Source organism: Maribacter sp. 4G9 (assembly GCF_002742265.1).
Taxonomy (GTDB): Bacteria; Bacteroidota; Bacteroidia; order Flavobacteriales; family Flavobacteriaceae; genus Maribacter.
Genome location: NZ_MDGL01000028.1, coordinates 1 through 16,840 on the forward strand (window position 1 = coordinate 1; position 16,840 = coordinate 16,840).

The window sequence follows — 16,840 nt, forward strand, 5'->3', positions numbered from 1 at the left end:
GACCTATACGATGAAAGATATGCCGTGGAAAGGGCGAATGCATGGATGGACAGCTACCGTTCCCTGCTCAACAGGTTCGATACGACCACCGAAAGCTGGAAAGGATTCAACTATTTGGCATTCATTGCGATAGCGTTGAAAAAATTCAAGAAAAAGAAAAAAATAAAAGTTTAAACCACTTCATTGTGGTAAAAACAATTACGCTAATACAGTCCGTTAAAATATTGTAAAATCAGTATCTAAAAATTGTCTTTGGTAATAGTGTATTTATCTTTATGGGGATTGATAGCTTGAAATGAAAAATATAATGCGTTCTTTAAGATGTTTTTTATTCATAGCCTTTTCTACGGTTGTTGTGCTTCATGCCCAGAATTTAAGCGTAGAAACAAAAATAAAACCAGCCTTCAAGGATTATTTTGGTATGCCAAGGGCATCTATTTTTCTTCACTTGAATAAAAGCTCCTTTGTAAAAGGGGAGCACCTATGGTTCAAGGGCTATATCTATAATCGGTTAAAAAATAATCTTTTAAAGGAACCACTAAATCTATATGTGGGTATTTACGATTCTTTGGGTCGACCTATAAAAAGGGAACTCTTCATCAGTAAGGAAGGTTTGTCCCATGGCCAAGTGTTGATAGATTCAACATTCGAAACGGGAACCTATTATTTAAAGGCGTCTACGAGTTGGATGAGAAATTTTCGCGAGGATGATTCATTTATCTCACAATTCGAGGTCTTAAGTAGGAAAAATAAAATTAGAAAATTAAACGAGAAGGAGCTGGACATACAATTTTTACCTGAAGGAGGTCATTTGGTTTCTGAAGTACTAGGAACAGTAGGAGTAAAAGTACTTAACAAACGGGGTTATGGTGTACAGGACATTACGGGTGTAGTTTTTGATAATAATGGCGATACAATAACCTCTTTTAGAACCAATAGATTTGGTCTTTCAAAATTTGATTTCTTACCGGTAAAAGATAAGATTTATACAGCTGTTGTGGGACGAGACGGAGGTAACCCCCAAAAAATCGTATTACCAAAAATACACTCAAAAGGAATAGGAATGTCCATCAGAAGGGTATCTTCTGACCGTATAATGATATTATTGGGCACCAATCGTGCGACAAGGGTAGATTTGGGCAGTAAGCCTCTTACCTTACTTTTTCATAGAGATGGCCTTTTGAAGCATATGGAAGTAGAGTTTCCTAAAGATGAGAACTATATTTCCCATATTCTTGATCCTTCATCCTTTCATCCTGGAACCAATATAGTCACCTTGATAGATAACCAAGGCAAGCCGTTATTGGAAAGATTGGTTTTTAATAGATCAAGTATCAAAAGAGGATTCCTTAAAACATCGATAGATTTCGTAGATCGGGATTCAGTTTCTGTAAACATAAAATTAGACCAAAATCGAGGTGATCTTCATTATTTTAGTGCCTCGATATTGCCGGAGAATACTAAGGCCTATGGACATTATAGCAATATTTTTAGTACTTTTTTATTGGAACCGTATTTAAAAGGGTACATTGAAAATCCAAAGTATTATTTCACTGAGGTATCTAACCAAAAGGATGACGATTTAGATTTATTATTATTGACACAAGGCTGGTCCAAATATAGATGGGACAATACTTTTGAGAACCCACCAATGAATATTAAGGGTTTCGAAACAGGTATCGACATTTACGGGAGATTAAATTTTGAATTGAGGAAAAATCAGGATATCATGTTCTACCCTGGTGAGGGTATGCTGCCTCAAATTATTAAGATGAAAGAGGGTTCAGGTAGTTTTACCCTTAGTAATTTTCTTTTGAATAGAGGGGACAATTTGAAATTTACGATAATCGATGCGAATGGTAGGTTTTCAAGACCTAATTTATATGTTATGATAGACGACGGGTCAACCTCGGATTTACTACATGAGCGTCCTTTGGAATATTTAAGCACTAATTTCGAATACCAATTAAGTGATTCAAACAATTTTAATTTTGTTCTTCCCGATAATACCATCGCCTTGAATGAAGTTACTGTAGAGGGACAAAGAGAAGAGGGAATTTATGTTAGTCCATTTGTAAGCGAGGGTAGGTTGATAAAGGTCACTCAGAAGACAGAAGGCAACTACCCTAGATTATTGGACCTTATAAGGTCTAGCGGATTTAATGTCTGGGAAGCTCCCAATACAGGTTATGACCGCATTAGAATAACCTCCAAAAGGCCGTCCGCACTCTCATTAACACCTCCCTCCCCAAGATTATATGTAGATGATATACCTTATTCCGATTTTAATATCTTAATGGATTTCCCTACAGGAAGATTGGAAAGCTATTTTATAGATCGGTCAGGGAATGGGGAACAAGGTGCTGCTGGGGGCGTTATTAGGGTATACACGAAGAAAGGTGTTGTTAAGGATGCCCCAGGTTTAGGTAGAAAATATGTAAGTAGTGATTTTTTTGAACATACTGTAAAAAATGGATTTAGTCCTGTTAAGGAATTTTATGTGCCTAAATATGCGAGCCTTAACAATACTTCATTTCACAACTTTGGGACAATTGATTGGCAACCCAATTTAGAAATAGATAAAAACGGAAGCACTTCCTTTACCTTCAATCACTTAAATATGGAACGAATAAAAATCTTTATTGAAGGAATAGGAGAGGGGGGTGTTCTTTATTCTACAGTGGAAGAGGTTGAAATCAATCCCAATTAAAAATCCAACTTCTTTTTTCTAAGCTCAAAATTTTGGCCCAGATATACCTTTCGTACCATTTCATCGGCAGCCAAATCTTCAGGAATACCTGATTTTAGAATGCCTCCTTCGAACATCAAATAGGAGCGTTCCGTAATGGCCAAGGTTTCCTGTACGTTGTGATCCGTAATCAATATGCCTATATTCTTATTTTTTAATTGTGCTACGATGCGTTGGATATCCTCCACGGCCACGGGGTCAACCCCTGCAAAAGGTTCGTCCAACAAAATGAACTTTGGGTCGGTCGCCAAGGCCCTTGCAATTTCGGTACGCCTTCGTTCACCACCCGATAGGAGGTCGCCACGATTTTTACGGATGTGTCCCAATCCAAATTCCTCGATGAGGGATTCCATCTTCATTTGTTGCTCCTTCTTGCTTAATTTGGTAAGCTGCAGTACACTTAAAATATTTTTTTCTATACTAAGTTTTCTAAAGACGGATGCTTCTTGGGCCAAGTAGCCAATACCGTTCTGTGCCCGCTTGTACATAGGGAAATTGGTAATTTCCATGTCATCTAGGTAGATACTACCGCCATTGGGCTTAATGAGTCCTACGATCATATAGAATGAGGTGGTTTTTCCTGCTCCATTGGGCCCTAAGAGGCCTACAATTTCACCCTGATTGACCTCCAAGGAAATACCCTTTACGACCTGTCGGCCGCGGTAGGATTTCATTATATTCTCTGCTCTTAGCTTCATTTCTTCAAATCTAACCCTTATTGGCGGTGGAGAAAAGCAATTATAAAATCTTTAACCTTGAATTCCCTCCAATGTTTCCCAGTATTCATACGCCCTTCTTAAGTGGGGAATTACAATGGTTCCTCCTACCAAAGTAGCAATGCTTAAGGTTTCCATGACCTCTTCCTTGGAGGCACCTTCCCTGAAGGAACTCTCCAAATGGTATTTTACACAGTCATCACACCGCAGTACCGCCGATGCCACTAGGCCCAATAGCTCCTTGGTCTTTACGTCAAGGGCCCCCGGCGCATAGGCATTGGTATCCAGGTTAAAGATACGTTTGATGACCTTGTTATTGTCCGCTAAAAGCTTCTCGTTCATTTTTGAGCGATAGGCGTTAAATTCCTCAACTGGGTTTGACATGGTTATTTTTTCGTTTAGCTTCTTTTTTTGCTTCCCTTTTCAATACTCTGGCGGATATGTAAATACTTACCTGATAGAGGATGAGTACGGGTATGGCCACAATAATTTGGCTAGTAACATCAGGTGGTGTAATAACGGCCGATATAATCAAGACGATAACCAAGGCTATCTTACGATATTTCTTCAAAATTTCAGGAGTTACCAATCCCACCTTTGTTAAAAAGAAGATGATAATTGGAAGCTCAAAAATAATTCCACAGGCCAATACGGCCGATCTTAGAAGACCTATGTAATTATCAAGGTCAAATTCATTAAGGACCATTTCACTAACCTGATAGGAACCTAAAAAGTTTATGGACAAAGGTGCTACAATATAGTAGCCAAACAAGACCCCGAGGAAGAATAGGAGTGATGCGATGAAGATGAAACCTTTGGAATGCTTACGTTCCTTTTCGTAGAGCCCAGGACTGATGAACTTCCACAATTCAAAAAGGATATAGGGAAACCCTATAATAATACCAGCCCAAATGGCCGTCCAGATATCTGCTGAAAACTGACCGGACATCGTTCTACTTTGGATGGTAAAGGGAACTTTGTCCTTGCAAAAATCCGATTCCATTCCAATAGAAGTTGCGGCGTCACAAAAAACTTTATACGTGGGAAAATCCATGTCTAAAGGGCCAAAGATGATCACATCAAAAATGAACCTGCTAAATACAAAGGCTACGATGCCAATGATGACTACTGCCAATGTAGATCTAATTAAATGCCATCTCAATTCTTCCAGATGGTCCAGAAAGGACATCTCATCTGGGGAGGTCTTGCTTTTTGCCATTATAAAATACCTTCGTTAATAAGGTTATGTAAATGAATCACACCGGAGTATTCCCCTTTGTCCATTGCCAATAGTTGTGATATTCCCTTTTTTTGCATCAGTTCCAGTGCTTTTATCGCCAAGGTGTCCATTTCTATAGTTTTAGGTTCGGTAGACATAATATCCGCTGCGGTAAGCCCCTTAATGTTATCGTGATTGTTAAGCATTCTACGAATATCACCATCGGTAACGATTCCCACCACTTTGTTTCCGTCCAAAACGGCGGTAACACCAAGCATCTTTTTGGATATTTCAACAATGACCTGCTTCACCTCTGTAGTTATCTGAACGGCAGGGATTTGATTGTTCTTGGCAATATCGGCAACCCTTAAATACAGTCTTTTTCCCAGGGCTCCCCCCGGGTGGTATTTAGCAAAGTCCGCCTCGCTGAAGCCCCTAAGCTCCAATAATACAATGGCAATCGCATCGCCCATGACCAATTGGGCCGTGGTACTCGTGGTTGGTGCCAGGTCATTGGGGCAAGCTTCCTTGTCCACATACGTGTTCAAGATGAAATCTGCTTGTTTGCCCAAAAATGAATCGGGGTTTCCTGTCATGCCGATCAAGGTGTTTTTCCCTCTTTTTATAAGGGGTACCAACATTTTTATTTCTGGGGTACTCCCGCTTTTTGATATGCAGATAACCACGTCGTCATCCTGAATCGTTCCCAAATCGCCATGAATGGCATCGGCTGCATGCATAAAGATAGCTGGAGTCCCTGTGGAATTGAGGGTAGCTACGATTTTGGAAGCTATAATGGCACTTTTTCCAATCCCCGAAATTATAACGCGTCCCTTGGAATTTAGAATGCAATCTACCGCCTTGGAAAAATCTTCATCCAACAAAGTGGCCAGATGTCCAATAGCATCCCGTTCTTTTTCAATAGTTCTTTTTGCCAGCTCAAGAATTGTGCTATTGGATGTCAATGTATTATTTAATTTTATCAATGGTATTCTTGTAAAGATGTGTTATCTTTAAGAATACAAAATTACGTAAACTTAATTTGATTGGATACCGATCCTTCAATATTTTAGTGCTATCAGGTTGTTTAAAATAAAAATTTAATTTCTATTTTGGGTCGTGGCCGGGATTCCTTGTTCCGACCCTGATACTTTTTGAAATACAGTATAAATTTGAGTGAAATTGATATACACGCCGCTTTAAAAAAATATTTTGGCTTTTCGCAGTTCAAGGGACTTCAGGAAGGCGTAGTGAAAAATATTTTGGAAGGTAGGAACACCTTTGTAATCATGCCCACCGGTGGTGGCAAGTCGTTGTGCTATCAGTTGCCGGCGCTCATGCAAGATGGTACGGCCATTATAGTTTCTCCCCTGATAGCCTTAATGAAAAATCAGGTGGATGCCATTAGAGGTGTTTCCGCGGATATGGGAATTGCCCATGTTCTGAATTCCTCCTTGAACAAAACCGAAATAAAACAAGTCAAAAAGGATATTAAGGACGGTATCACTAAATTATTATATGTGGCACCGGAATCTTTGACGAAGGACGAAAATGTGGAGTTTTTGCGTTCTATAAAACTATCCATCGTGGCCGTAGACGAAGCCCATTGCATATCTGAGTGGGGCCATGATTTTAGACCGGAGTATAGGAACCTAAAAGCTATAGTTACAAGATTGGGCGATGGGATTCCCATAATAGGCCTGACCGCAACGGCAACACCAAAGGTTCAGGAAGATATTATTAAAAACCTGGGAATTGGGGATGCCACCGTATTTAAGGCTTCCTTTAACAGACCAAACCTATTTTATGAGGTGAGGACCAAAACAGAAAATATAGATGCAGACATCATTCGTTTTATAAAACAGAACGAGGGCAAGTCTGGGATTGTCTATTGTTTGAGCCGAAAAAAAGTAGAGGAATTGGCGCAGGTACTTCAGGTCAATGGCATAAGTGCCGTCCCTTACCATGCTGGCTTTGATGCCAAGACCCGTTCCAAGTACCAGGACATGTTCCTGATGGAAGATGTCAATGTGGTCGTGGCGACAATCGCTTTTGGTATGGGTATAGATAAACCGGATGTTAGATATGTAATCCATCACGATATTCCCAAAAGCATCGAAAGCTACTATCAGGAAACTGGAAGGGCAGGAAGGGATGGGGGCGAAGGCCATTGCCTGGCCTTTTATTCGTACAAGGATATTGAAAAGCTGGAAAAATTCATGGCCGGGAAACCCGTGGCGGAACAGGAGATAGGTAATGCCCTTTTGCAAGAAGTAGTGGCCTATGCGGAAACATCCATGTCGCGCAGAAAATTTATGCTCCATTATTTTGGGGAAGAATTTGACGAGGTCAATGGAGAAGGGGCAGATATGGACGACAATACCAGAAATCCCAAGGAAAAGGTTGAGGCCATGGAAGATGCCGTTAAGCTCTTAAAGGTGGTACAGGGAACCAGCGAAAAGTTCAAGTCCAAGGAAATCGTAAATACCTTGCGCGGTAAGAACAATGCCTTGATCAGTTCGCATAAAACCAATGAAAAGGAATTTTTTGGAATAGGCTCAGACAAGGATAAGGGCCATTGGATGGCATTGATACGGCAAATGTTGGTGGCAGGGTATTTGCGAAAGGAGATTGAGCAATATGGGGTATTGCGACTCGCGGATAAAGGTCATGCGTTTCTCAAGAATCCCCACTCCTTCATGATGACCAAGGACCATGTGTACAACGCTGAAAATGACAACGCCATAGTAGGGGCCTCAAAGGCCGGTGGTGTAGCCGATGAAAAATTGCTCAAGCAATTAAAGGATTTAAGGAAATCCCAAGCAAATAAATTGGGTGTGCCACCATTTGTGGTTTTTCAAGACCCGTCTTTGGAGGATATGGCCCTCAAGTACCCTATAACACTGGAAGAGCTGCTGAATGTTCACGGGGTAGGTGAGGGGAAGGCAAAGAAGTATGGCAAGCCCTTTGTTTCCTTTATTGCATCGTATGTTGAAGAAAACGAAATACTACGTCCGGATGACCTTGTGGTAAAAAGTACCGGGGCCAATTCAGGTTTAAAACTCTATATTATCCAAAATATTGATAGAAAATTGCCCTTGGATGATATTGCTTCAGCAAAAGGATTGGAAATACCCGAACTGATCAAGGAAATGGAACAAATCGTGTACAGTGGAACAAAGCTGAATTTGGATTATTGGATAGATGAAGTATTGGATGAGGACCAACAGGAGGAAATCCACGAATACTTTTTGGAGGCCAAAACCGATAACTTGGAAGATGCCATGAAGGAATTTGATGGCGAGTACGAGGACGAGGAATTGCGGTTATACCGATTGAAATTCATTAGTGAAGTAGCCAATTAAGTGTATTGCTCAGGCAACTGGTTTTTCGGTTAGTTTTAACAGTAGTTCATCCGCTTCAAAAAAGGCTTGCGTTCCTATGGGAAATGTGAAGTTTTGTTCCACATGTCCAAAACTAAATCCATAGGCAGCGGGAATTCCCAAAGGTTTTATTCTATCAAGGATTACTTCCTTTAAGGTAAACGAATGGGTGTCCGAACTTGAATTACACCCTTTACAAACACCAAAAAGGATACCCGAAGCTTTTTTAAACGTTTTTCCCTCTAGTAACTGGGTCAGCATTCTATCCATACGATATGGTGCCTCGCCAACATCTTCAAGACAGACCAATTTATGGGTAAAATCAATTTCAAAGGGAGTTCCTATGAGGGCATTTATCACGCTGAGACTTCCGCCGCATAGAACACCCTTTGCCATACCGGGATGGATGGTGTATCGTTCGTATTCAGGGTTTGACCGCTGTTCTTTTGTACGTTTGGCATTTTGTAAGACCATTTCTTCTTTGGGTTTTCGAACTACATCAATAAGGGCCTTTTTTGAGAAGTTATCATCGATGGTGCTTCCCACGGGGCCATGAAAGGTAATAAGACCAGTTCTCTTGTGAATACCGTTTAATAGCGCTGTGACGTCACTAAAGCCTATGAGAGGTTTTGGGTTGGATTTTATTAGGTCGTACTCAATAAGGTTCAAAATGCGGGTGCAACCATAACCTCCTCGAATACATAGTATTCCGTCTACATTTTTGTTTTGGAACATATGGTTTAGGTCGCCCGCCCGTTCTACATCGGTATTGCTAAAATACCCATGGCGTTTAGATAGTCTTTCAGTATAATAAACAGTGTATCCCATTTTTTCCAGTACGCCTTTGGTTGTGGACAGGATTTCTTCGGAAAAAATAAACCCTGGAGCAATCAATCCTATGGTGGCCCCTTTTTTTAGCGGTTTTGGATATAAATTTTCTGGTAGTTCGTTCTTGGACGGGACATTTGCAACCATTTTGCCGGGTAGAAACGGATAGGCTGTTAGGCTCATGCTGGCTTTTAGAAACTTTCTTCTTGGAAGTTTGGGAGACATATTTCTTGTATTTTGTTTTGTTTAACTATTTTAAAAATAAATTAAACAATAATTAAGAGTTTGCTATGTATGATTCGATTACATTTGGCTAAATCTAAAAAATAGAACTATGAAATTTTTGAAAATTACAACATTAAGTGTTTTTTTTCTGTGCATTACTACAGGGTTTTCCCAAAACGAAACGATTGTTGGTGTAGCCGCAGGAAATGACAATTTTACAACATTGGTCACAGCGGTAAAAGCGGCTGATTTGGTTGGTACACTAAGCAGTGATGGACCTTTTACGGTCTTTGCCCCTGTAAACAGTGCATTTGATGCCTTGCCGAGTGGTACCGTTGAAAGTCTTTTAAAACCTGAAAACAAGGGAACACTACAAGGAATTTTGACCTATCATGTGGTGGCCGGTACATTTATGGCCAAAGATGTTATCAAGGCAATCAACGACAGTAATGGCTCGTTTGATGTAAAAACAGTTCAGGGAGGTACCATTACGTTATCCCTATCAGATGGAAATGTAATGCTGAAAGATGCCACGGGCGCTATGGCCAAAGTGGTTATTGCAGACGTTGAGGCTTCCAATGGGGTAGTACATGCTATAGACAGTGTAGTTATGCCCAAATAACTCAGAGTTTTTCGAAACAAAAAGGCCGTTGTAGAAATCTACAACGGCCTTTTTATTGATTACCTCAATTATTGGGATGCGGCAGAAGCGCCGCCACCATCGATTTTACCTCTTTTTAATTGCCTTTGAATTTTTTTGATGGCAGATTCAATGGATTTTTCTGGTTCTATAATGTTGTACTCACCCCAAAAATCCGGGTCGGCAAAACCTATGGCCTCGTCCGTCAATATGATGTCAGATTTTATGCGATCCCTATATTTGGGAATTTCATTGCTTAGGTTTTCTTCCCAATCCGTTATGGCCATTTCGCAGCTCATACTATAAACGGAATTGAAGAGTTTTTTGTCCCAATTAATTTTAAATTCCATCATTACATTGCTATAGCCGTAGTACCATTTGCCATCTTTTTCCCGATAATCGACCCTGTAAGCGACCTCGGTTGGCCAAACGTCCGCATTTCTAGGTTTTCTTCTCACGAACATTTGCGCCGCCAAATCCCTATCGGTAATATTCAATGAATAAATGGCACTGGTAAGGATTTTATTATCAACATCTATATACAGCTTACCTGAATACAAGGGGTCTAAAACACTGGGCTTCTGCTCAAAATTTATCACATAAATTTGCTTGTCGTCTACTCTGGTGGCATTGGAGAATGAAAAATCATAAAATTCAAATAGGTCATCCGCAAAAATATAGTCGGGGTATTTTACCATATCCACGAATAGGGCATTGAAAGGTCCACCCTGAAGTTTTAGGGCCAGGGTATCCAATTTGCTATAATCCGTACTTTTTCTAGCCTTAAATAGTTTTAGGGCATCGTTCTTATTACTGGAGTAGGGGGCTTTATAAATGTTTACTACAGCCTCGGAAAGGCTTACATTTTGTCTTCTTCTCTTAATAGTCTCCCTATAAAATGCCGTCATTACGGTGGGATTATCTATATAGTTCTCCCCACGTTTTTTTAAAGTTTCCCTTACCAGGGCCCTAGCGTCTTTGGGAACGCTAAGATTGACTTCCGCCAATTGGGTAACAAGTTCCGTCATGCTTATTTCATTGCCATCAGATTTAAACTGTAGTATAGGTATTTGCTTGGTCTTGTAGCCCAAAAACGAAACGATTACATTTTCACTGGTATTGGATTCCGGAACCTTAAGTGAAAATTCACCTTCAGTGTTCGTAATGGTGCTAATGTTGGTGCCTTCTAAGGTAAGTGTTGCAAAAATCAAGGGTTTTTTGGTGTCACTGTCATAAACTTCACCCAAAAATTCCTTAAAACCATCCGTTTGGGAGAATGCCCCATTGCTCATAATCATAAAAATAAAGAACAGGCTAATCTTTAGGTTTACCCCACTTTTTATTTTATTCGGGTTTATTTTCTTTTTCATAAGATTTGAATTTAACTAGATTCCTATCTAAATTAGTGATATTTAGAGGGATATAAAATTAATTTTAGTTAAAATACGAGGTCAATAATTTTACCGAAGACTTAATGTGGCTAGGTTTATTCTTTATGGGTTTTGGAAGAATTACGCACAAGTCTGTTGATTTCGTTTAGTTCTTCTGGGGTAAGGTTTCTCCATTTGCCTACGGGTATATCCAAGGTAACGTTCATAATTCGTATGCGCTTCAATTTTTTTACGTTGTAGTCCAAATATTCGCACATGCGCCTAATTTGTCTGTTGAGTCCTTGGGTCAGGATAATTCTAAACTGATATTTGCTTACTTGGTGCACTTCGCATTTCCTGGTTACCGTATCCAAAATGGGTACGCCGTTTCTCATTTTTTTTAAAAAATCAGGGGTTATTGGCTTGTCAACGGTAACCAGATACTCCTTTTCGTGATTGTTCCTTGCCCTTAAAATTTTGTTGACGATGTCTCCATCGTTCGTAAGGAAAATCAGTCCCTCACTAGGCTTGTCCAATCTACCAATGGGGAATATCCTTTTTGGGTAGTTTATAAAGTCGATAATATTGTTCTTTTCTACACCGGTATCCGTAGTGCAAACAATCCCAATAGGTTTGTTGAATGCCAGATAAACAGGTTTCTCTTTTGGTTCGGAAATGGATGCGCCATCCACTTGGACCAAATCACCTTCTGAGATTTTTGTGCCCATTTCAGGAATTTTTCCATTGATGGTCACACGTCCTTGTTCGATAAGCCTGTCTGCTTCCCTACGGGAACAATAACCTACTTCGCTCAGATATTTGTTGATTCGGGTTTGTTTTGGTGCTTCCGACATTTATCTCTTTCTTTCTAGTTCCAATCTGTGGATTTCCCTTCCCAATTCGGCCAAAAAGGGAATACCTATTTCATCATATTCATAGGCATCATCATTGAATATTCCGTCCTTATTTACCAAAATGGTTGCGGTCAGCATAAAATCGACCTTGTTTTTTGTGTCGCTTATATAGGCACAGTCAGTGAGTGTACCATAGGCAAATCCAACCTTATTGTAGATTTCCATATAGGAGGGAATAGTGTCCTTTGTATCGCCATACATGAAGAACTTGCAGTAACCATCATAGTATTCCACGGGGTCATAACCCGCACTTCTGGGAAGTGTTTTCATGGCTTCCAATAAAAATTGGCGTTGTTCTTGGGAGAGATTGAACTGTTGCTTAGGACTAAATTCATCGGGGAAAATTACCCGTTTTAAAACGGCATGTTGGGCCTCAATGGGGTAATAGTTTTTCAAGGAAAAATCAAATGGCTCCTCAATCAATTTTTCGTCTTCATAATACCCCTTTCCCTTTCGAATTTCCTTTAAGTATAAGGGTTTAGGCGCGGTGCTTATACTTGGGTTGGTTATGCCCGTAGTACTATCATTAATGTAGATGATTAATGGTTTAGTTTCCAGGTCCTCAGAATGGTATCCCAATCTATGGGAAATACGAACCGGCCCAATTCCTTTTTTTTGCAGGGATTCATTTATTGCGTCCTGTCCCAATAGTTCCACCAATCTATTATTGGCCAAATTGTCGCTTACAGTAAAGACTTGAACAATGTCCTTGGAAAATGTCGATTCCAAAGTGTCCCCTTCTACATAATAGCGTACCTCCCTGTTCAAGGTATCGGTTTCGTTCAATCGCTCCAGACCTAGAACGGCAATTGGGAACTTGACAGTGCTGGCCGGATAGAAATAAGCGTTTTCATCCACCTGAAAATCATAGTCGGTAAAATATATACTGTCATTTTTCCTGTCGATTTTGGTGTACCTAATCTGTACCTCGTACTGATCTAGGCTATCCATGACCCTTTTTATTTTTGGATTATTGGAGCTTAGGGCAACTTCCAAAATGTTGTCGTTCATTGGGTTGTGCGAACATGAAAAGTACGTACCGATACTTACCCAACAAATGATCTTTAAAAATAATCCCGGTGTATAGCTAGTTGTCAACATATATTTCCCCTCTGTGTGGTTTTAATTTATCCCGCATGGCGATCATATCGCGCTCATGGACAACCATGTAGGCAATGCTGTGCATTTCGTTCATTTCTTTGTGGCCTGTGGTAATAACATCTGCTTTTTCCAAGGCAATGAATTCCTCGAGATGTATCTCATGATGTTCCGCGGTCTTTAGGGCGGCAGGGCCTCTAAAATCCCAAATAAGTTTTATCTGTCTTTCCAAAATTGAAGCCTGTAGGGTCAAAATTAACGTTTGGCCGTTGTTTTTCAATGGATTTCAAAATTTTTATTTGGTATGACCCAATTTGTAAAGGGTGTCATTGCGTTTCGTTATGAATTCTGTTAAGGAAAACCCATAGCATTTGCTCGGGATATTGTATTTACTATTTTTGCATGATGTGTAATTCTCAAATGATACGAAGGAGGGTCTTTTTTTTGTTACTGGCCGTAGGTATTGCTGGTATCTTAATTTCCTGCGATGCCTATTTCAACAAAAAAGTGGAAAATGAGCCCTTGGCCAGGGTGGGGGAATCCTATCTGTACAAGGAGGATGTGGAGCCTTTTCTTAAAGTGGGTATCTCCAAGGGGGATAGTGCTACATTCGTTACCAATTACATCAACAATTGGGCCTCCAAACAACTCTTGCTTTCCAAGTCTAAAATCAACTTGCCGGAGGAGAAGCTTAGGGAATTTGATGCCTTGGTCGATACTTACAGAACGGATCTTTATACAAGGGCCTATCAAGAGGCCTTGGTGGCCCAGGGAACGGATTCCGTAATTACGGAAAACCAATTACAGGAATTTTACGACCGCCAACAAGAAAATTTTAAATTAAAGGAGCGGATCGTAAGGATACGATTCGTACAGTTGCCCTTGAATTTTTTGAACCGGGACGAAGTGGAAAAAAGATTGAAGAGCTTTACGGAGGAAGATTTGGTCTATTTGGACTCCATTGGGGTACAGTTCAAGAAACTGAATTTTAACGATTCCATTTGGGTGAGCTCCTCTAGGATTTTTGAGGAAATTCCGCCCATAACCTTTGATAATCAGGATAGATACTTAAAAAATTCACAATTTTTTGAATTACAGGATTCAATAGGGGTATATTTGGGAAAAATTGAAGAGGTTAAGGATGTCAATGATATCGCACCGCTCTCATATATAGCGCCTACCATTAAGCAAGTTTTATTAAGTCGCAGAAGAATCGACTACCTGCGAAAACTAGAAACTGAAATCATAGATGAAGCAATTAGAGAAAAAGAATTCGAAATTTACAATGACAATGAATAAGCTACAGTTTGTCTTTTTGGCAAGTATTTTTTGCACCCATGTGGGGGCACAGGAACCCACTGCGGGAGAAACCTCTGAAGAGACGGCAGTTGTGGAAGCTCCGGCCAAAAAAGATTCCATAGACTTCAAAAAAATAAAGTTGGACGGAATAGCTGCTGTAGTAGGCGATTATGTGATTTTGGATTCGGATATTGAGAAAACCCTTATCGATTTGAAGAGTCAAGGCGCCTCCACGGAGGATATCACACATTGCAGTCTTTTGGGGAAATTAATGGAGGATCGATTATACGCCCATCAGGCCGTGCAGGATAGTATCTTGGTCTCTGATGATGAGGTAAATGCCACGGGAGACCGCCAATTGCAATCCTTGGTGCAACAGATCGGTTCTATGGAGAAGGTGCTTAAGTACTATAAAAAGGAAGACGAGCAAAGTTTTAGGGAGGAGCTTTATAAGATCAACAAGCTAAGAATGTTATCCGAAAAAATGCAGCAGGATATCATTTCGGAAATTGAAATTACCCCGGAAGAGGTACGTCAATTTTTTAATAAGATTCCGGAAAATGAAAGGCCCGTGTTTGGCGCGGAATTGGAGATTGCCCAAATCGTTAAGGCTCCTGAGCCATCTGAGGAAGAGAAACAAAAAGTTATAGATAAACTCAATGAGATCAAAGCAGATGTTGAGGATAACGATGCCAGTTTTAGCGTAAAGGCCATCCTATATTCCCAAGATCCCGGGTCTAAATCAAAAGGAGGATTTTATAGCATTACAAGGGAAACTGGTTTTGACAAAACCTTTAAGGATGTCGCCTTTGGTCTGCGGGAAGGGGAGGTGTCAGAACCCTTTGAAACCCCTTTTGGCTTTCATATCATTTATATTGAAAAGATTAGGGGTCAAGAACTGGATTTAAGACACATTTTGATTCAGCCCGAAATATCCGACAAGGCCTTGGAAGAAGCCAAGCAAGAATTGGACAGCATCCGTCAGAAAGTTATTGAAGGCAAGTTTACTTTTGCCGAAGCTGCCCTTAATTTTTCAGATGAAAAGGAAACCAAATTCGATGGTGGCCTACTTAGAAACCCCCAGGATTTTAGTTCGCGATTTGAACTCACAAAAATGGATCCTACCCTGTATAATCAAGTACGTGATTTGCAGGACGACCAAATATCCTATCCAATTTTGGAAGCGGATCCACGGGGAGGACCTTCAAAATATAAAATACTTAAGGTTACCAACCGTTATGATGAACATGTAGCGGATTTTGCCAAGGACTACACAAAAATTCAACAGATTGCCCTAACCGAAAAGCAATATAACGCAATCAAGGAGTGGATGGAAGATCATATAGAGGATACTTACATCAGTGTGAGCGATGCCAACAAGGATTGTGATTTTGCGAATAATTGGGTAAAGAATTAAGTATGTCAGATGTTGCTGCGGTTAAGTTATTGGTAGAAAAACACAATGCCTTAAAAAAGGAAATTGCCAAGGTAATCGTTGGTCAAGAAGGCGTTATCGACCAAATATTGCTTTCTATTTATACGGGTGGACATTCCCTTCTGATAGGGGTCCCTGGATTGGCCAAGACCTTGATGGTCAATACCATTGCCCAGGCATTGGGTTTGGATTTCAAACGTATCCAGTTTACCCCTGATTTGATGCCGAGCGATATTCTGGGAAGTGAAGTTTTAGATCAAAACAGAAATTTCAAATTCATAAAGGGGCCGGTATTTTCCAACATTATTCTGGCCGATGAAATCAATAGAACTCCTCCAAAAACCCAAGCGGCCCTATTGGAGGCTATGCAGGAGAGGGCAGTGACCATTGCCGGACACCAGTACAAATTGGATTTGCCCTATTTTGTTCTTGCTACCCAAAACCCAATTGAACAAGAGGGGACCTATCCCTTGCCCGAAGCGCAGTTGGACCGCTTTATGTTCGCCATAGAGTTGAAATATCCAAGTGTGGAGGAAGAGGTAATGATAGTTAAAAATACCACTACCACAATCAGGAATCAAGTGGAACCGCAGTTCAATGCTGAACAAATACTGGAGATACAGGAGCTGGTAAGAAGAATTCCCGTTCCTGACAATGTTGTGGAATACGCGGTAAAATTGGTGAATAAGACAAGGCCCAATTTGGAAACAGCTTCTGATTTTGTGAAACAATATGTGGATTGGGGTGCTGGTCCCAGGGCATCACAAAACCTTATTTTGGCAGCTAAGGCGAACGCCGCCGTCCACGGGAAATTTTCACCCGATATTGAGGATGTCCAAAAAGTGGCCAACGGAATTCTAAAGCACAGAATTATCAAAAACTACAAGGCAGAAGCAGAAGGTATTTCTGAAGAAGCTATCATTAGGGAGCTATTGTAGTTCGCCAATCTTGGAATTTACATATC

15 protein-coding genes and 1 pseudogene are annotated in these 16,840 nt (G+C 40.4%); 7 read left to right on the forward strand and 9 right to left on the reverse strand.

The annotated features are described in order from the left end of the window. A pseudogene (locus BFP75_RS03090) lies at positions 1–174 on the forward strand (IS5 family transposase); the annotation flags it as partial. 133 nt (positions 175–307) lie between these two features. Further along, positions 308–2,710, forward strand: a complete 2,403-nt coding sequence (locus BFP75_RS03095; protein ID WP_123803312.1) for a hypothetical protein — start codon at positions 308–310, stop codon at positions 2,708–2,710. On the opposite strand, the gene lptB is transcribed toward BFP75_RS03095, so the two are convergent. The 4 genes from lptB to BFP75_RS03115 are packed head-to-tail and all read right to left on the reverse strand — an operon-like array spanning position 2,707 to position 5,670. Further along, a complete protein-coding gene (gene lptB, locus BFP75_RS03100) occupies positions 2,707–3,447 on the reverse strand; it encodes an LPS export ABC transporter ATP-binding protein (RefSeq protein ID WP_099543207.1) in 741 nt (246 codons plus the stop codon). The genes BFP75_RS03095 and lptB overlap by 4 nt on opposite strands. Before the next feature lie 51 nt (positions 3,448–3,498). After that, positions 3,499–3,849: a carboxymuconolactone decarboxylase family protein gene (locus BFP75_RS03105; protein WP_099543208.1), complete on the reverse strand. Its 351-nt coding sequence runs from the start codon at positions 3,847–3,849 to the stop codon at positions 3,499–3,501. After that, complete coding sequence (tatC, locus tag BFP75_RS03110) at positions 3,833–4,684, reverse strand: twin-arginine translocase subunit TatC (RefSeq protein ID WP_099543209.1); 852 nt, start codon at positions 4,682–4,684, stop codon at positions 3,833–3,835. The genes BFP75_RS03105 and tatC overlap by 17 nt, the downstream gene beginning before the upstream one ends. After that, on the reverse strand, positions 4,684–5,670 hold the full coding sequence (locus BFP75_RS03115) for an SIS domain-containing protein (RefSeq protein WP_410504069.1): 987 nt from the start codon (positions 5,668–5,670) through the stop codon (positions 4,684–4,686). The genes tatC and BFP75_RS03115 overlap by 1 nt, the downstream gene beginning before the upstream one ends. 180 nt (positions 5,671–5,850) lie before the next feature. On the opposite strand from BFP75_RS03115, the gene recQ reads away from it, so the two are divergent. Then, on the forward strand, positions 5,851–8,049 hold the full coding sequence (recQ, locus tag BFP75_RS03120; protein WP_099543241.1) for a DNA helicase RecQ: 2,199 nt from the start codon (positions 5,851–5,853) through the stop codon (positions 8,047–8,049). A 9-nt stretch (positions 8,050–8,058) separates the two neighbouring features. Here the strand turns inward: recQ and BFP75_RS03125 are convergent, their stop codons facing one another. Then, positions 8,059–9,120 (reverse strand): LD-carboxypeptidase, encoded by a 1,062-nt coding sequence (locus BFP75_RS03125; RefSeq protein WP_240531681.1) that lies wholly within the window; start codon positions 9,118–9,120, stop codon positions 8,059–8,061. Between the two features lie 109 nt (positions 9,121–9,229). Here BFP75_RS03125 and BFP75_RS03130 point away from each other — a divergent pair, with 109 nt between their 5' ends. Further along, on the forward strand, positions 9,230–9,742 hold the full coding sequence (locus BFP75_RS03130) for a fasciclin domain-containing protein (protein WP_099543210.1): 513 nt from the start codon (positions 9,230–9,232) through the stop codon (positions 9,740–9,742). Positions 9,743–9,810: 68 nt separating this feature from the next. Here the strand turns inward: BFP75_RS03130 and BFP75_RS03135 are convergent, their stop codons facing one another. The 4 genes from BFP75_RS03135 to BFP75_RS03150 form a co-directional block, all read right to left on the reverse strand. Then, positions 9,811–11,130 carry a carboxypeptidase-like regulatory domain-containing protein gene (locus BFP75_RS03135; RefSeq protein WP_099543211.1) on the reverse strand — a complete coding sequence of 440 codons (1,320 nt, stop codon included), beginning with the start codon at positions 11,128–11,130 and terminating at the stop codon, positions 9,811–9,813. A gap of 116 nt (positions 11,131–11,246) precedes the next feature. Next, positions 11,247–11,984 carry a 23S rRNA pseudouridine(2604) synthase RluF gene (gene rluF / locus BFP75_RS03140; protein ID WP_099543212.1) on the reverse strand — a complete coding sequence of 246 codons (738 nt, stop codon included), beginning with the start codon at positions 11,982–11,984 and terminating at the stop codon, positions 11,247–11,249. Continuing rightward, positions 11,985–13,055, reverse strand: coding sequence for a serine hydrolase (locus BFP75_RS03145; protein WP_240531682.1), 1,071 nt, complete (start codon positions 13,053–13,055; stop codon positions 11,985–11,987). A 76-nt stretch (positions 13,056–13,131) separates the two neighbouring features. Further along, on the reverse strand, positions 13,132–13,374 hold the full coding sequence (locus BFP75_RS03150) for a hypothetical protein (RefSeq protein ID WP_099543243.1): 243 nt from the start codon (positions 13,372–13,374) through the stop codon (positions 13,132–13,134). Positions 13,375–13,562: 188 nt separating this feature from the next. Between BFP75_RS03150 and BFP75_RS03155 the strand changes: the two genes are divergently transcribed. Genes BFP75_RS03155 through BFP75_RS03165 form a run of 3 tightly spaced genes read left to right on the forward strand, consistent with a single transcriptional unit; the run spans position 13,563 to position 16,814 of the window. Continuing rightward, entirely contained in the window at positions 13,563–14,441 is an 879-nt protein-coding gene (locus BFP75_RS03155; RefSeq protein ID WP_240531683.1) for a peptidyl-prolyl cis-trans isomerase, read from the forward strand. Further along, a complete protein-coding gene (locus BFP75_RS03160; RefSeq protein WP_099543215.1) occupies positions 14,434–15,858 on the forward strand; it encodes a peptidylprolyl isomerase in 1,425 nt (474 codons plus the stop codon). The genes BFP75_RS03155 and BFP75_RS03160 overlap by 8 nt, the downstream gene beginning before the upstream one ends. Positions 15,859–15,860: 2 nt before the next feature. Beyond that, positions 15,861–16,814 (forward strand): AAA family ATPase, encoded by a 954-nt coding sequence (locus BFP75_RS03165; RefSeq protein ID WP_099543216.1) that lies wholly within the window; start codon positions 15,861–15,863, stop codon positions 16,812–16,814. Positions 16,815–16,840 lie beyond the last annotated feature (26 nt).

Excerpts from the sequence above, each read along its gene's own strand:
- BFP75_RS03095 (WP_123803312.1), top strand. The coding sequence starts at position 308 with ATGCGTTCTTTAAGATGTTTTTTATTCATAGCCTTTTCTACGGTTGTT.
- lptB (WP_099543207.1), bottom strand. The coding sequence starts at position 3,447 with ATGAAGCTAAGAGCAGAGAATATAATGAAATCCTACCGCGGCCGACAG.
- BFP75_RS03105 (WP_099543208.1), bottom strand. The coding sequence starts at position 3,849 with ATGTCAAACCCAGTTGAGGAATTTAACGCCTATCGCTCAAAAATGAAC.
- tatC (WP_099543209.1), bottom strand. The coding sequence starts at position 4,684 with ATGGCAAAAAGCAAGACCTCCCCAGATGAGATGTCCTTTCTGGACCAT.
- BFP75_RS03125 (WP_240531681.1), bottom strand. The coding sequence starts at position 9,120 with ATGTCTCCCAAACTTCCAAGAAGAAAGTTTCTAAAAGCCAGCATGAGC.
- BFP75_RS03130 (WP_099543210.1), top strand. The coding sequence starts at position 9,230 with ATGAAATTTTTGAAAATTACAACATTAAGTGTTTTTTTTCTGTGCATT.
- BFP75_RS03135 (WP_099543211.1), bottom strand. The coding sequence starts at position 11,130 with ATGAAAAAGAAAATAAACCCGAATAAAATAAAAAGTGGGGTAAACCTA.
- rluF (WP_099543212.1), bottom strand. The coding sequence starts at position 11,984 with ATGTCGGAAGCACCAAAACAAACCCGAATCAACAAATATCTGAGCGAA.
- BFP75_RS03145 (WP_240531682.1), bottom strand. The coding sequence starts at position 13,055 with ATGAACGACAACATTTTGGAAGTTGCCCTAAGCTCCAATAATCCAAAA.
- BFP75_RS03155 (WP_240531683.1), top strand. The coding sequence starts at position 13,563 with ATGATACGAAGGAGGGTCTTTTTTTTGTTACTGGCCGTAGGTATTGCT.
- BFP75_RS03160 (WP_099543215.1), top strand. The coding sequence starts at position 14,434 with ATGAATAAGCTACAGTTTGTCTTTTTGGCAAGTATTTTTTGCACCCAT.
- BFP75_RS03165 (WP_099543216.1), top strand. The coding sequence starts at position 15,861 with ATGTCAGATGTTGCTGCGGTTAAGTTATTGGTAGAAAAACACAATGCC.